Origin of the sequence: Natrinema sp. H-ect1, from assembly GCF_041821105.1 — an archaeon.
GTDB classification, from domain to species: domain Archaea; phylum Halobacteriota; class Halobacteria; order Halobacteriales; family Natrialbaceae; genus Natrinema; species Natrinema thermotolerans.
The window spans coordinates 88,498-103,042 of record NZ_JBGUBA010000007.1; the positions used below are offsets into that span (position 1 = coordinate 88,498).

14 protein-coding genes are annotated in these 14,545 nt (G+C 67.0%); 5 read left to right on the forward strand and 9 right to left on the reverse strand.

Going from position 1 to position 14,545, the window contains the following annotated elements; genetic code table 11:
* Window positions 1–91 precede the first annotated feature (91 nt).
* Both ACERIM_RS14750 and ACERIM_RS14755 read left to right on the forward strand, forming a co-directional pair.
* Entirely contained in the window at window positions 92–565 is a 474-nt protein-coding gene (locus ACERIM_RS14750) for a hypothetical protein (protein ID WP_373633284.1), read from the forward strand.
* 90 nt (window positions 566–655) lie between these two features.
* Window positions 656–1,426, forward strand: a complete 771-nt coding sequence (locus ACERIM_RS14755; protein ID WP_049905516.1) for an SDR family NAD(P)-dependent oxidoreductase — start codon at window positions 656–658, stop codon at window positions 1,424–1,426.
* Window positions 1,427–1,439: 13 nt separating this feature from the next.
* Here ACERIM_RS14755 and ACERIM_RS14760 read toward each other — a convergent pair whose 3' ends face one another.
* The 3 genes from ACERIM_RS14760 to ACERIM_RS14770 all read right to left on the reverse strand — a co-directional run bounded on the left by ACERIM_RS14760 (window position 1,440) and on the right by ACERIM_RS14770 (window position 3,341).
* Window positions 1,440–2,240 (reverse strand): hypothetical protein, encoded by an 801-nt coding sequence (locus tag ACERIM_RS14760; protein ID WP_373633285.1) that lies wholly within the window; start codon window positions 2,238–2,240, stop codon window positions 1,440–1,442.
* Window positions 2,241–2,400: 160 nt separating this feature from the next.
* Window positions 2,401–2,820 (reverse strand): Hsp20/alpha crystallin family protein, encoded by a 420-nt coding sequence (locus tag ACERIM_RS14765; protein ID WP_373633286.1) that lies wholly within the window; start codon window positions 2,818–2,820, stop codon window positions 2,401–2,403.
* Window positions 2,821–2,882: 62 nt separating this feature from the next.
* Window positions 2,883–3,341, reverse strand: coding sequence for a peroxiredoxin (locus ACERIM_RS14770; RefSeq protein ID WP_373633287.1), 459 nt, complete (start codon window positions 3,339–3,341; stop codon window positions 2,883–2,885).
* A gap of 91 nt (window positions 3,342–3,432) precedes the next feature.
* On the opposite strand from ACERIM_RS14770, the gene ACERIM_RS14775 reads away from it, so the two are divergent.
* Complete coding sequence (locus ACERIM_RS14775; protein WP_015298660.1) at window positions 3,433–3,594, forward strand: hypothetical protein; 162 nt, start codon at window positions 3,433–3,435, stop codon at window positions 3,592–3,594.
* A gap of 24 nt (window positions 3,595–3,618) precedes the next feature.
* Here the strand turns inward: ACERIM_RS14775 and pheA are convergent, their stop codons facing one another.
* From pheA to ACERIM_RS14790, 3 genes are all read right to left on the reverse strand, one after another.
* Complete coding sequence (pheA, locus tag ACERIM_RS14780) at window positions 3,619–4,437, reverse strand: prephenate dehydratase (protein WP_006648630.1); 819 nt, start codon at window positions 4,435–4,437, stop codon at window positions 3,619–3,621.
* A 92-nt stretch (window positions 4,438–4,529) separates the two neighbouring features.
* Window positions 4,530–5,840 carry an MFS transporter gene (locus ACERIM_RS14785; protein WP_015298661.1) on the reverse strand — a complete coding sequence of 437 codons (1,311 nt, stop codon included), beginning with the start codon at window positions 5,838–5,840 and terminating at the stop codon, window positions 4,530–4,532.
* Between the two features lie 451 nt (window positions 5,841–6,291).
* Window positions 6,292–6,600, reverse strand: coding sequence for a non-histone chromosomal MC1 family protein (locus tag ACERIM_RS14790; RefSeq protein WP_006183296.1), 309 nt, complete (start codon window positions 6,598–6,600; stop codon window positions 6,292–6,294).
* A gap of 223 nt (window positions 6,601–6,823) precedes the next feature.
* Between ACERIM_RS14790 and ACERIM_RS14795 the strand changes: the two genes are divergently transcribed.
* Window positions 6,824–7,021: a hypothetical protein gene (locus ACERIM_RS14795; protein WP_006183297.1), complete on the forward strand. Its 198-nt coding sequence runs from the start codon at window positions 6,824–6,826 to the stop codon at window positions 7,019–7,021.
* A 223-nt stretch (window positions 7,022–7,244) separates the two neighbouring features.
* Here ACERIM_RS14795 and ACERIM_RS14800 read toward each other — a convergent pair whose 3' ends face one another.
* From ACERIM_RS14800 to ACERIM_RS14810, 3 genes are all read right to left on the reverse strand, one after another.
* On the reverse strand, window positions 7,245–9,056 hold the full coding sequence (locus ACERIM_RS14800; protein WP_373633288.1) for a phenylalanine--tRNA ligase subunit beta: 1,812 nt from the start codon (window positions 9,054–9,056) through the stop codon (window positions 7,245–7,247).
* A complete protein-coding gene (locus tag ACERIM_RS14805; protein WP_373633289.1) occupies window positions 9,056–10,582 on the reverse strand; it encodes a phenylalanine--tRNA ligase subunit alpha in 1,527 nt (508 codons plus the stop codon). Before ACERIM_RS14805 ends, ACERIM_RS14800 begins: the two co-directional genes overlap by 1 nt.
* Window positions 10,583–10,862: 280 nt before the next feature.
* On the reverse strand, window positions 10,863–12,149 hold the full coding sequence (locus tag ACERIM_RS14810; RefSeq protein ID WP_373633290.1) for a hypothetical protein: 1,287 nt from the start codon (window positions 12,147–12,149) through the stop codon (window positions 10,863–10,865).
* A 360-nt stretch (window positions 12,150–12,509) separates the two neighbouring features.
* On the opposite strand from ACERIM_RS14810, the gene ACERIM_RS14815 reads away from it, so the two are divergent.
* Window positions 12,510–14,537 (forward strand): PAS domain-containing sensor histidine kinase, encoded by a 2,028-nt coding sequence (locus ACERIM_RS14815; protein ID WP_373633291.1) that lies wholly within the window; start codon window positions 12,510–12,512, stop codon window positions 14,535–14,537.
* Window positions 14,538–14,545: the final 8 nt, after the last annotated feature.

Sequence of the window (14,545 nt, forward strand, 5' to 3'; positions counted from 1 at the left end):
TTTCCATACCGTACCCCCGTCGACCGGTCGAACGCCCGCGGGTCGGTCGTCGAGAGCAACGTTTACGACGCCCCGCGGCCAGCTCCAGCTCGTGGGCGAACTCGCACGCGAGACGCAGGGACGGCTCCGGGACGCCCTCGTCGCCCGGCATCCCGCCCTCGAGTGGCAGGTCGAACACCGGCTGGCCGGCACCCCCGTCGACATCGCGGGGATCGGCGACGACCGGCTGGTCCTGCTCGAACTCGAGTGGCGACGGGCCGACCCCGCCGACAACGCCGCGAAGCTCTTTCGCCACCTCGAGGCGGGCTTGCTCGATGCGTTCGACGCGATCACCGTCTGTCACTGCTTTACCGAGTACTACGACCTCGCCTCCGGTGGCGTCTCCTCGAAGCGGAAGAACGCCGAGTTCGTCGGCCGGATCGCGTCGCGGGCAGTCGACCGGTTCGCGTACCATCCCGTCGAACTCCCCCTCGAGCCGCCGAAACGGGGCGGTGACCGCCCTCCGGATCTCCCCGCGGCCGTCGATCGGGCCGTCGACTCGATCGATCGCCACCTCGAGCGATAGCGGTCGCTCGCCAGCGGTGCCCGGCTACCGGTGGTGTCGACGGTTCCGGTAGCCGAGGAATTTTGGTCCCGTCTCACGCCATCTCGAGTCATGGTAGCAGACTCCACAGTGTTCGTCACGGGCGCGAGTCAGGGACTGGGCCGAGAAATCGCCGTCGCGTTCGCCGACGAGGGTGCGAACGTCGTCCTCGCGGCCAGAAGCGACGGGATCTACGAGACCGAAGACCTGATCGACGCCCCCGAGCGGACGCTGACGGTCGAGACGGACGTGACCGATCCCGACTCGGTCGAAAACGCCATCGACGAGACGATCGAGACCTTCGGCGGGCTGGACTGTCTCGTGAACAACGCCGGGATCGCCGGCCCCACCGCGCCGCTCGAGGAGACGACCGACGACGAGTGGCTCGAGACGCTCGATGTCAACGTCGTCGGCGTGGCACGTGTCACGCGGGCAGCGGCCCCGCACCTGCGCGAGTCCGAGCGAGGGAGCGTCGTCAACATCTCCTCGATCGGCGGCAAGCGACCCTACGCCAACCGAGGGCCGTACGCCGCCTCGAAGATGGGGCTGATCGGCGTGACCCGCGCACTGGCGGCGGAGTTCGGCGACGACGGCGTCACAGTCAACGCGATCTGTCCCGGCCCGGTCGAGGGCGATCGCATTCGGGGCGTCTTCGAGCGACAGGCCGAGGAGGCGGGCGTTCCCGTCGAAGCGGTCGAAGGCGAGGTCCGCGAGAGCCTCATGATCGACGATCTGGTCCCGCCGGAGGAGGTCGCCGACATGGCCGTCCACCTCGCGAGCGCGGCGTCGCGACACGTCACGGGCCAGGACATCAACGTCTCGTCGGGCGGGGCGTGGTACTAGCGCCGGCCCGAAGTCAGAGGACGGCGAGAACAGCGACGAGCAGGCCGACACCGACGAAAACCCCGCCGGCCGCCCGACGGAGCCGAACCGCCGAGCGCACCTGTTCGCGCTGTTCTTCGAGGCTTCCGGTCGCGATCGCGAGCGGCGTCTCGTCGGTTCCGCGGAGGGCGTAGCCGTCGGCCGTCTCGATCAGTTCGCCCCGGACGACCAGTTCGTCGCCGTCACGGACGACGGTGGCCTGATACTTGTCGGGCATGCTGGTCTTTCCGCCGACGCTCACGTTGAACTCGAGGTCGCTGACGGCGCCGTCCTCGCTCGCCAATCCGGTTCGCTCGAGGAACCGATTGACCGGATCGAGGTCGCCGAGATAGGACTCCGTCTCGGGATCACCCAGGAACAACCCCGGCGAGTCGAAGGGATCGTCGTCCGCGTCGGTCGCCAGCGTCGTTGCGTCCACGCGGACGCGATCCCAACCCTGATCGACGGCGAACTCGCCGATCGCCAGTTCGGACTCGGCGGTCCGCCACCGGCTGCCGTTTCCCGTGTTCTCCTTCTGACGAACGCGCCACGCCCAGAGCGCGGCCGACTCGCCCCCGTTCGGTTCGGGGCCGGTCCGCGTCGGCGACGCCGACTCGAGGACGTGGACCGGGCCGCTGATCGTCGCTTCGCCGCCCGGCTCGACCCGCTCGTCGCTCGCCGACGCGAGTTCGCCGATCGTTTCGCTTCGATCGTCGAGTTCGCCGGCTCGAGACAGTACGATCCCGCCGAACAGGAGAAAGATCCCGCCGATGACGAGTGCGAACACTTGGACCATGGCCGAGATGTTGACATCGAGACATAATAACTGTCCGAAAGCGACCGATCTCGGCGGCGGGCCGCAGCGACCGCGCGGACGCCGTCGCCGCGCTCGCGTCGCTGGTCGACCTCGTACTCACGACCGAAAAAACGGGCGTCGCAGAGGGATCCGGCGCCGGCTACTCGATATCGATCCGCTTCGAGTCCTCGCCCTCCGAAACCTTCGGGAGGTGGACCGTCAGCACGCCGTTCTCGAAGCCGGCGGCGACCGCCTCCTCGTCGACCGGCTCCGGCAGGCGGATCCGACGACTCGCGGTAGTCTCGGTCCGCTCGCGGCGGATATACCGGCTCTCGGCGTCCTCGACCTCGTCGGTCCGGGCGGCCTCGAGGCGCAACGTTCCGTCCGCGAGCGTCAGTTCGATGTCGTCGGTCTCGTAGCCGGGCAGGTCGGCCGTGACGACGAACTCCTCGCCGGTGTCGGCGACGTCGACCGGCACCGAGCCGGGGACCTGTAGCCCACCGGCGGTCATCCCCTCCTCGACCTGACTGCTCACGCGGTCGAGCATCTCCTCGATCTCGTCGAACGGATTTCGTCGCATACGTACTACTAGAACTCCACCGGGGATAAATTCTGCCCGCGATGTGTCGACAGAAGTCGTCGTCACTCCGGCAGCGTCACGAGGCCGTCCTCGAGCGCGTCGAGCAGCACCTCGCGGGCGTGGCCGTCGGGATCGACGCCGTCGTAAGCGGCCTGTACCTCGCCGTCGGCGAGCAGGAACGTCGTCCGCGTCGTCACGCCGCTGTCGCGCAGTTCGACGCCGAAGTCGTCGGCGATCTCGGCGTCGGGGTCCGCGAGGAGATCGAACTCGAGCCCCGCCGAATCGCAGAACGCACGGTGGGAGTCGACGTCGTCGATCGAGACGCCGTAGACGTCGACGCCGGCCTCGCGGTAGGTCTCGAGTTCGCGCTGGAACTGGTTTGCCTCGACCGTACAGCCGGGGGTATCGTCTTTCGGATAGAAATACAGGACCGTCGGCGATTCGAACGAGAGGGTGACGTCCTCGCCGTCCTGATTCGGTGCCGTTACGGTCGGCGCGTCGTCGCCTGCATCGAGTGCCATACCCGTGCTACGGCGGGGCACGGAAAACGGCTTCCGGTACGGTTCGGGATCGATCGCGACTATTATGCCGGGCGTCGGCCTACGGTCGCGCATGGAAGACGTCGTTCTTCACACCGGTACGGAACATCCCGACCTCCTGTGGATCGTCGTCCCGGCCCTGCTCTCGTTCGTCGCCGGGCTCGCGATCGGCCTCTTCGCGTATGCAGACCGCATTCGGGCGTGGCTCCGCCCGGACGGCTCGACGACCGACTGATCCGCCGGGTCGTCGTGCCGTCGACTACTCGACGACGTGTTCGGTATCGTACGAACCCAGCCGCTTGACCCACCCCTTCTCGGCCAGTTCCTCGAGGTCCGCGATCGCCGCCTGCGTTCGGGACTCGTAGAGGCCGGCCTCGAAGTCGACGTGGAAGACGTAGTCGCCGAGTCGCTGGCCGCTCGGCCGTGACTCGACGCGGGTCAGGTTGATGTCGCGGTCCGCGAACGGCTCGAGCAACTCGAGTAGCAGGCCGGGGTAGTTGGCGTTGGGGTAGACCACTAGCGAGGTCTTCCCGCCGCCCGTCGACCGCTCCGCGGCGGGCGCGATCGCGAAAAAGCGCGTCGCGTTCGAGTCCTGATCCTGAATGTCCTCGGCCAGGACCTCGAGTTCGACGCCGTCGTCGGCGTTGGCCGGGTGGCCGATCCCGGCGACCGACGGATCGTCGCGGGCGAACTCGACCCCCTGTGCCGTACTCGCGACGGCCTCGAGGGTGGCGTCGGGGTACTCGCGCTCGAGGTAGGAGCGACACTGTGCGAGCGCCTGTGAGTGGCTCGCGACGGTGTCGAACTCGGGTCCTTGCGCCAGCAGGGCGTGTCTGATCGGCGTGACGATCTCGCGGACGACGGCGACGTCGTACTCCGCGAGGGCGTCGAGGCTCTCGGTGACCGATCCCTCGATGCTGTTCTCGATCGGGATGACGCCGCGGTCGTACTCGCCGCCGTCGACGGCGTCGACGATCGCCGTGACCGACTGGCGGAAGTCGATCTCGCCGTCGTCGGCGACCGCCGTCGTCGCTCGGTGTGAGTAGGTCCCTTCGGGTCCCAGCGTGACTGCAGCCATTACGAACCGATAGCAGGCTACGGGTCAAAAGACCGTTGGGTTTCTCGGCGGTGTGCTGGCGGCTCCACGGCCGGCGGCTCGTCGAACGCAGGTCAGTCGTCGGACGGTTCGCCCGCGACGGTACTCCCGGCGCTCGCGGCGACGAAGCCGTCCTCGGTCGCCCGCTCGGCGACGTGGGGCTGGAAGACCCACGCACACAGCAAGACGATGGGGATCATCGTGGCCGCGACGACGGAGTAGCCGGTGTGGAGGCTCGGCATCACCGGCGCGGCGTAGACGAGCGGGTAGACGATCCCGCCGACCGTCCCGACGCCGCCGACGACGCCGGCGACGCTCCCGGAACTGTTCGGGAACATGGCCGGGACCTGCGCGAAGATAGCGCCCTCGGCGAACGCACAGCCCATCCCGACGACGAAGCCGGCGGCGACCGCGAGCATGACCTGTCCGGACAGCCCGGCCAGCGTCATCCCGATCATCGCCAGCACGATGAAACACAGCGAGACGAACGTCCACTGCTCGCGGTACCGACCGGTGAAGACGGGCAGGATGTTCTTTTCCTTGCGCGCGAGCAGGTCACTGACGTAGCCGCCGAAGGGCCGCAACAGCCCGGCCGCGACCGAGAACGTCGCCGCGAACGTACTCGCGAGGACGAGGTTCTCCGTGTTGAACCCCTCGCGGTAGTAGGTCGCCAGCCAGCCGTTCATCGACAGCTCGAGGCCGAAGCTCATCACGTACGCCAGCGCGAGGACGACGGTTCCGTAGCGAGTAGCGGTGTGAAGCCACTGTTTGAGCGTCGCGCTCTCGGCGGTCGCCTGCCGGCGCTGCTCGGACTTGGCGGCCTCGCCGATCGTGTAGTAGACGATCGCCAGCAGGATCGAGACGATCCCGGTGTAGAAGAAGGCGGCCCGCCAGTTGCTCTCGAAGAGGGGGCCGCTCCACCCCTCGCCGAACACGCGCGGGAGGATCAATGCACCGCCGGCGGCACCGGCGTTCCCGACGCCGGCATAGATCCCCTCAGCGGTCCCCAGGTGTTCCTCGTCGAACCACTCGGAGACGTGCTGGATCCCGATGACGAAGGTGATCCCCGCCGTCGCGACGATCAGCCGCGTGACGAAGAACACGCTGTAGGACTGGGCAAACGCCGACGCCATCGAGAACACGCCGACGTAGGCCAAGACGATAGCGAACACCGTCGGCGCGCCCCAGCGATCGGAGAGCCAGCCCGTCAGTATCCGACCGAACGGTGCGAGCCAGATCGCCGCGCTCGCCAGAATCCCGATCTCAGTCACCGAGAGGCCGAACTCCTCGGCCATCGGCCCGGTAAACGGCGCGAAGGAAAACCAGATGAGAAACGAGAAGTTGAACCCGATCGTCGCCAACACCAACGTCCGCCACTTGGTCATCTTGATCACGGCTGCTCACCTCCTGAAACGGCAACAACTCTTCTTTTCGATATGGCTCTTAATAGCGCAGATAAGGGGACAAACTTCCCCAATATTGCCGATATACTCTTATCTGTGCTGTATGAACCGGTGAAACAGTCTACGTTCATCCACATGCTCTGCTCGAGCGAAACGCGACCGTCCGTATAAACCTACTTATTAGAACAACCCCATCTGTTGGGTCACTTCCCAACAGGTACGTCCAGTATTATTCCATATGTAGTTCTGACAAATGCAGACTATACGATCTTTCCATCGACATACAGAACCATAACGAAGGGCTGGTGGTCGATCGTCGACTTCCTGTTGCGGCCGACCCATCTCGGTCGCTTCGGGCGACGCTGGTGACGGGCTCTCCACTGCGCCCACGCCGGTGTCGTCGAGACACCGAGAAAACGACCGAGCGGGCGACTTACTCGTCTAAGTGTTCGATTCCCTTTTTCGAGACGTTCGCTTCCGTGATCTCGTCGGGCATCCAGTCGGGCTTGTCGTCCGGTGCCGTCTCCTCCCACGCCCAGCCGTCGTAGATGTGGACCTTGTCGGTACCTTTCTCCCGCAGTCTGAGTTCGACCCGTTCGGCCGACTCCTCGCTCGAGCCGGGCTCGAGTCGCCGGGCCGCCTTGAGCGCCGCCTGTCGGGGGGTGTTCCCCGAGAAGACGCTCGATTCGTCGCCGCCCGATTCGCGCAGTGCAAAGTTTCGTTTCCCGTCTTCGCGTACCATGATTTTCGCCTCCGTGTCAGTCCAGCACACGATCCGACATAAAGATATCCCCACTAATCGACCGACTGCGTCGGTATCTTTAAGTGAGCAGCGGCCGCCACGTTTCCGCAGTTTCCGCGTCGACGGTCCCGCCACCGCGTGGCGCCACCCGTCCGGGTCACGCTCCGAGGCGTCGAAAACACTTAAGTATATCCTACGGCGAAGTTCGGGATAGAATCCCGCGATGGTACGGAAAAAGAAGCTGAGTCCAAGCGGTGCGAAAGACGAAGACGGTAACTACCACAACGTCCATCTAAACCTCCACGAGGACGAACTCGAGGTCGCGGGCATGGATATCGGTGACGAAGTCTTCGTCCGAGTCCGGGACGGCAAGATCATCATCCAAAAAGCCGACGAGGACGACGTCGAACACGAGTTCTAAGACCCACCTTTTTACGCTTCGGGATTCGCTCGCTCCGCGAGCGAACCACTCTCTGCTCACGGGCACTCCGTGCCCGTTCGCACGGCTCGCGGGACCTTTGGTCCCGCGCTGGGCGCAAAAATCTGGATCAAAAAGGCCGCTCGCTCAGCCTTCGGCTTCGCTCGCGGTACCGTATCTGGGCCGCCATCGCGGCAAACCGCTAAACTGAGAAAACCGCCTTTCCTCAGCGCAGCGCCTCGAGGTCGAACTCGAAGGCCGACACCGGCACTTCGAGGTCGTGTTCGACCAGCACCTTCGGATGGACCTCGCCGATCACGCCGACTTCCTCGCCGTCGATGACGACCGCTGCGGTTCGACCCGAAATGAAGGTCGGGTGGTCGGTCGGCGGCGTCTCGAGATCAACGCCGAAGTTTCGGGTCAGCGCCTGGAGTCGGGCCTTGGCGTCCTCGTATCCGGCCTCGTGGTGGGCGAGGACGGCTCCGACGCGACGGCCTTCCGCGACGCCCGTATTCTCGCTCTCGTCGACGTTGGCCGCGAAGCCGATCTCCGCGAGGTTCTGGGGATAGGCGCGGTGGGTGTTTCGCTCCAGCACCATCAACAGCGAGGGCATGACCCACGTCCGCAGCATGGTGAAGTCCTCGCTGTAGGGCTCTTTGATCGTCGCGGGCTCGCCGGCCCCGTAGACGTCGTCACCCGGCGAAATATCGAGCCGGTCGTAGTTCTCCGCTTCGCTGATCATGTGGAAGTTCAGCAGGTCCTCGAAGCCCAGCCCGACGAGTTGCTCGCGGGCCGCTCGCTCGAGCCGGGAGCGCTCGTGGCGGCCGCCGACGGTCCCCACGTCGGGATACCGGGGCTCGAGGTCGTTGAAGCCATAGGCCCGTCCGAGGTCGTCGATGACGTCCAGCGGGTGGAGGACGTCGACCCGGTAGGGCGGGATCGTCACCTCGTAGACGAGGTCGCCCGTTCCGGCGGCTTCGCCGTCGTCTCGCGGTTTTGCCGCTCGACTATCCGCGGAACTTCGTTCCGCGCTACCTTCACCTCGTTGCTCCTCCGGAGCAACGCCGTCGTTCTCCTCGCGGACGGCCTCGAGTCCGGAGCGCTCGGCGAGGTCGATGACCTCCTCGGGATCGAGCCCGATGCCGAGGATCGTCTCGATGCGGTCGTGGGCGACCGTCTTCGTCTTCGTCGCAAAGTCGGGTCGGACGACCTCGTGATCCGGGTACTCCACGTTCACCTCCTCGATGGTGGCCCCGCGGGCCGACAGCGCGTAGCAGACGATGTTCAGCATCTTGTCGATCGTCCACTGGTCGGTGCCCGTCATCTCGACGAACAGGTCACGGGAGTCCGTCGACACCTCGGTGCGCCGGCCGTTGATCACCGGCGGGAACGAAAACAGCCCGATGTCGTCATAGATCGCCGGATACCGCTCGTACTCGCTGACGAGGTCGGCGTAGGTCTGGCCCGTCTGGTGGTCCTCGAGGACGTCCGCGGGCGTCATCTCCGCGTCCGAATCGAGGGGGACGAACCGGTCCTCGTCGGGCTCGAGGCCGACGTACTGGATGGTCGGATTACCTTCGGTGGCGGCAGTGCCTTTCAGCATCGTCAGGTCGTGAATGCCGATCGCGCCCTTCGCGCGCTTGCGCCCCATCGTCGCGTGGAGCTTCTCCTGTAGTTGGATGAGCGACTCGAGGGCCTCGTCGTCGAGGTCGACGTCGCGGATCACCGCGCCCGTGACGTAGGGTCGCTCGTCCGGAACGGAGTCGTCGACTTCGATCGTCCACTCGGCCGAGTTCGGCGACGGGACGTGAATCCCTCGCGCGTCGCCGTACTGGTACCGCAGCGAGCGGGCAACGCCCTCGACGGAGAGCCGGTCGAGCCGGTCGGGCGCGAACTCGAGTTCGAACGCGCCCTCTTCGGTCCGGCCCTCGAACTCGAGGCCCAGCCCGAACAGGTCGTCTTTGAGTTCCTCGTCGCCTTTCTCCTCGCTGCCGGTCAGCTCGCGCAGTTCGTCGGGGTCGATGTCGACCGTGGGCATCAGTAGGTCACCTCCGTCTCGCGCAGCAGTTCCAGGTCACACAGCGTTCCGTGGATGTCCCGGATGTCCTCGAAGCCGTACATCAGCATGAGCAGTCGCTCTAAGGCCAGTCCCCACGCCATCACGTCGCATTCGACGCCCAGCGGCTCGAGCATTTCCTCGCGGAAGATCCCCGAGTTGCCGATCTCGACCAGCTCGCCGGTCGTCGGGTGGGTGCCGAACAGTTCGAAGCTGGGCTCGGTGTAGGGGTTGTAGTGGGGCTTGAACTGGATGTCCTCGATCCCGAACTGGGAGTAGAACTCCTCGAAGGTCCCCATCAGATCGCGAACGGAGAGGTCCTCGGCCATCACCCAGCCCTCGATCTGGAAGAACTCGAGGAGGTGGGTCGGGTCGAGCGTGTCGTTCCGATAGACCTTCTCGACGCTGAAATACCGCTGTGGGGGCTCCAGGTCGCCGACTTCCTCGCCGGAGAGATACCGGGTCGACAGCGAGGTGGTGTGGCCCCGCAGGGCCAGCGCACGAGCGAAGTCCTCGTCCCACGGCGAGTGATAGCCCTCGCCGTCCGGGCCGACGCCTTCCTTGTGGGCGCGCTCGACGCGGTCGACGAGGTCTTCGGGGAGGTCGTCGATGTGGGTCGGCTGCTCTAAGGCGAACCGGTCCCAGTGCGTGCGAGCGGGGTGGTCCTGGGGCATGAACAGGCAGTCGTTGATCCAGAAGTCCGCGTCGACGTGGGGGCCGTCCATCTCCTGAAAGCCCATCCCGACGAGGGTGTCTTTGACCCGCTCGGCCGTCTGGCGCAGGATGTGGACCTTGCCGCCGTCGAAGCGCTCGGCGTCGGCCTCGACGTTGTAGTCGGCGAACTCGACGTCGTCCCACTCGCCGCTCGTCAGGAGTTCGGGCGTGACCTGACCGACCGTCTCGCTGGTCTCGATGCCCGCCATCAGTTCGGTGACGGCGCGTTCAGTCAGCGTGACCTCGCGGACCGTCGACTCGTGGCGGTCGACCAGTCCGCGACGCTCGAGCTGGTCGACGGTGTCCGAATCGATGTCGACGGCGTCGACCGGCGTCTCGCCCGCGTCGGCGAGGGCAGCGAGCGCGTCGGCTTCGGCGTCGGCCGCGGGGTCGGCGTCGGGATCGGCGGTGATCTCACCGCTGTCGATCGTGCCGTATCCCTTCCGCGCGTAGTTCGAGAGCGCAATGTCGACCTGCGGTCCCTCGAGTCCGGAGGTGCCGATGACTTGCCCCATCTGGGTCGATTCCTCGTCGGCGCCGGCCTCAAGGGCGGCCTCGTAGAGTCGCACCTCGGGGAGGGCGTCGCCGGCATACTCGACACCTTCGTCGGTGAGCGTCACCGTTTCGTCGACCCGCTCGCTGACGGCGACCAGCCCCTCGTCCTCGAGTTCGAAGACGGCCCCCGTGACGGTTTCGGGGGGCAGGTCGGTCGCCGCGGCGAGGGCGTCGACGGACGTTGCCTCGTCCGCGCTCGCGGCCTCTAGGACCGCGACCTGTTGTGATGGGAGTTGCATTCGCTTGGTTGAATGGCTGCGTGTCGGTCAGTTAGCGGTTCCGATACCGTGCGGGACGGGTCCCGCCGGCGTCGCGAACGGTCGGTTTCGCCGCGAGCGATCGATGTGACCGCTCTCGGGTCCACCGGCCCGGTCTCACCGGGCGAAGAAGAAACCGAATCCCGATCGCGGTCGCCGTAGCTGATCGCCGACACCGGCTTCGTGGGATTCGGGTGCCATACTCGATGGCACTCGTGAGTGGGGCAAAAACGTTGTGATACGCCTCACCACACCACCGTCGCTACTCGCCGGCCAGCCGCGTCGTCTCGAGGTCGCCGGCGTCGACCCACTCGAAGCCGTCTTCCTCGGCGACGGCCGCCGCCTCGGACGGGTCGACCGGATCGCAGCCGTCGGCGTACTCGATGCGGACCGTGTCGGGGTCGGCGGCCGGCAACTCGGGGAGAAAGTCGTCGTCCTCGAGCAGCCCGCGGACCGAGACGTCCCCGCCTGCATCGAGCGCCGCGCCGAGCGCGCGGTAGCGATCGGGCGCCGACGCACCCTCGATATCGGTTCCGAACGAGCCGTCGTCGATCCGCGTCCGCTCGCTGGTCCCCGAGAGCGTCCCGAACCCGTCCGAACCCGTCCCGGACTCGTCGACGGCCGTCGATCGATCGCCGGCTCGTGAGTCGCCAGTCTTGCTCGAGTGACCGGCCTCTCCCGTCTCAGCAGCACCCGCTTCGGCCCGCTCGTCGGGCCCCTCGCCTCGCCGCGAGACCGACGGGGTCCCCCGGAGTTCGAACCCGTCGATCGACGACGCTCGCGCCGTCGCCCCGTCGCTCGAGTCGGTCGCCGCCGCGCCCGGCGCGGGCTCTGCCTCCTCGATGAGCGCATCGACGCTTCCCGCCGGCGGCTCGGTACGATGCTCGCGCCGCTCGCGCGCCCACGGCGGCCACGGCCCGTCGTCGCTGCCACCGGCCGCGCCGGCGCTGGTCGCGGGCACGTACGCCCCGAGCCCGTGTTCGGGGAGCAGCGGGCGATCGAACGCGTCGATCCGCGGCCCGTACGACTCCCGGAGGCGCTCGAGGGCGGACTCGTCGACCAGCGCGGCCCGCCAGCGGTCGACGCCCGCAGAGAGCAGGACGAACCGCGCGTCGGTCCCCGCGAAGAGGTCCTCGGTGATCGCCCACAGGACGGCCGGCAGGTTGTCGGTCCCCAGCGGCGTCTCGGGGTAGGTCACGGTCGTCTCGCGGCTCCGACCGCGCGGATCGGTGGCGGTGAGTCCCAGTCCGTCGCCGGTACGCTCGACCGCCAGCGACCAGCCGACCGACTCGAAGACGCCGGTCAGTGCCCGCTCGAGCGCGGCCGTCCGGTAGCGAGCGTCACAGGCGATCCCGCGGTCGCTCCGGGCGATCGTTCGGCGAAGCACTGCCGTCCGGTCGCGGTCGGTCGCGAACGCGTCGGCCAGCGCCGCCTCGAGGGAGCCGTCGCTCGACGTGGCTGCGGTCACGTCAGCCGGCGTGACGCCGAACGAGCCGAGGACGTCGGCGGCGACCGGCGGATCGTCAGTGGTCGGGAGGGCCAGGGCCATCGGTGGCTCCCGGTTCCACGAACGGGCACATATATCCTCGTCAGACGCAGGACAACGCATCCGCGAGCCGACCGGACGGACGCGGACAGCGGTCGTCGGCCCGGAAGCGACGGGCAGCGCGCATCGCTTACCCCGCCGGCCGGCGGACGATGGTAACCCGAAACCGGCGACGGATGCCGGAGAACGCGATCGACCCCCGCGTTTCTGCCACAACTACCAAGCCGGTCGACTCGTTCTAGCGAAACGAGATCGGTGAGGGCCGGTACTGGTCGCGCTCGCGACCACAGCCGGGCGAACGGGGGGAGTCCGAGACGCGCTGTGTTCGCCCTGCGGACGGACCTGATCGACGTTTCGATACGAATGACCGAAGCGGGACACGACGGGGAGGCCGGGGCGGACGATTCGACCGTCCAGCTACTGCTCGCTGCCGACGACCGTCGAACGATGGTCCAGGCCCTGCTCTCCGATCGGTACGAGCTGGTGATCGGCGGTCCCGTCGCCGATGCGGACCTGTTCGTCGTCGACTCCGATCGCTTCTCCGAGTATGCCCCCTCGCTCCGGGAGCGAACGGCCGACCGACCGGCGTTTACCCCCGTCGTCTTGCTTCGTCGCGATTCCCGTACCGACGACATCGCCGTCGCGGACCCCTCCGAGAGCGACGAGCCCCAACTCGTCAACGCGGTCGTCGATGCACCGCTCGATCCCGACCGACTCCGTCGGCGCGTCCACTCACTGCTCGTCCGACGCCACCAGTCGCTTACACTACTCGCTGACGCGACGACGGGCGACGAGCGATCTCGACAGAACCCCCTCGAGCGAGCGGCCGAGCGGCCGGCCCGCACCGATTCAGACGATACCGTCGATACCGCGGTCGATCTCCCGATCGATCGCGACGGCACCGGCCGGCCGGTAGCTGATGACCGCTACGAGGCGATCTTCAACCGGACGTCTCAGTTCACTGGCCTCCTCGAGCCGGACGGTACGATCCTCGAGGCCAACGATACTGCACTGGCGTTCGCCGGACTCGACCGGGACGATGTCGTCGGCCGTCCATTCTGGGAAGCCGACTGGTTCGATCGATCGGCGTCGCTGCGTGAGCAGACCAAACGGGACGTCGAGCGGGCCGCCGACGGCGAGTTCGTCCGGCGAACGATCGAGATGCAGGGTACGGACGACACCGCCATCATCGACTTCTCGATCCGGCCGATCCGGGACGATTCGGGAGACGTGACGCTGCTCGTTCCCGAGGGACGTGAGATCACTTCGCTCAAGGAACGAGAACGGGACCTCCGTCGGTACCAGCGCCGGTTCGAGGCCGTCTTCGAGGACCCGAAGACCCTCGTCGGGCTGCTCGAGCCCGACGGAACGCTCGTGCAGGCGAACGAGACGGCGATGGCAGCCATCGATGCGGACCTCGAGTCGATCGTCGGCGAGCCGTTCTGGGAGACGCCGTGGTGGCCCGACGACGCGCGGGCCGATGTCCGCGAGTGGACCGATCGCGCCGCCGCCGGCGAGTACGTCGACTACGAGCGCGACCACGTCGGCACCGACGACACCTTCACCGTCACGGGGACGATCCGGCCAGTCACGAACGCCACGGGCGAGGTCGTCTCGCTGATCGCCTCCGCCCACGACATCACCGAGCGCAAGGAACGCGAGCGGGAACTCGAGCGAACGAACGAACAGCTAGAGCGGTTCGCCAGCATCGTCAGCCACGACCTGCGGAACCCGCTGAACGTCCTCGCCGGCTGGCTCGAGCAGGCCGAAGCGACCGGGGACCCGAAGCCGTTCGAACACTGCCACGAGGCGGTCGACCGAATGGACCGGCTCATCGACGACCTACTGACGCTCGCCCGGCAGGGCGAGCAGGTCGACGCGATCGACGCCGTCGACCTCGAGCGGGTCGTCTCGGACTGTTGGCAGACGGTCGAGACGGGATCTGCGACGCTTCGAACCGACGTCTCGGGATCGATCCACGCCGACGAAACGCGGCTCCGCCAACTCCTCGAGAACCTGTTTCACAACGCCGTCGAACATGGTTCGACGAGCCCTGCTTCCCACGCTCAGCAGGACGCCGTCGAGCATGGGTCGACGAATCCCGACTCGCAGGCTCATCAGGGTGACGTCGAATATGGCGGGTCAACGGTCACCGTCTCCGTCGGGCCGCTCGAGGACGGGTTCTACGTCGCGGACGACGGGGCGGGCATTCCGGCCGACCAACGCGAGCGCGTCTTCGAGAACGGGTATTCGACGGCATCCAACGGCACCGGGTTCGGCCTCTCGATCGTCGCGACGATCGCCGAGGCCCACGGCTGGGACGTCCGCGTGACGGAGAGTACGTCGGGCGGCGCCCGGTTCGAGTTCACGGGCGTGACCGTCACGGACTGACCGAGCGG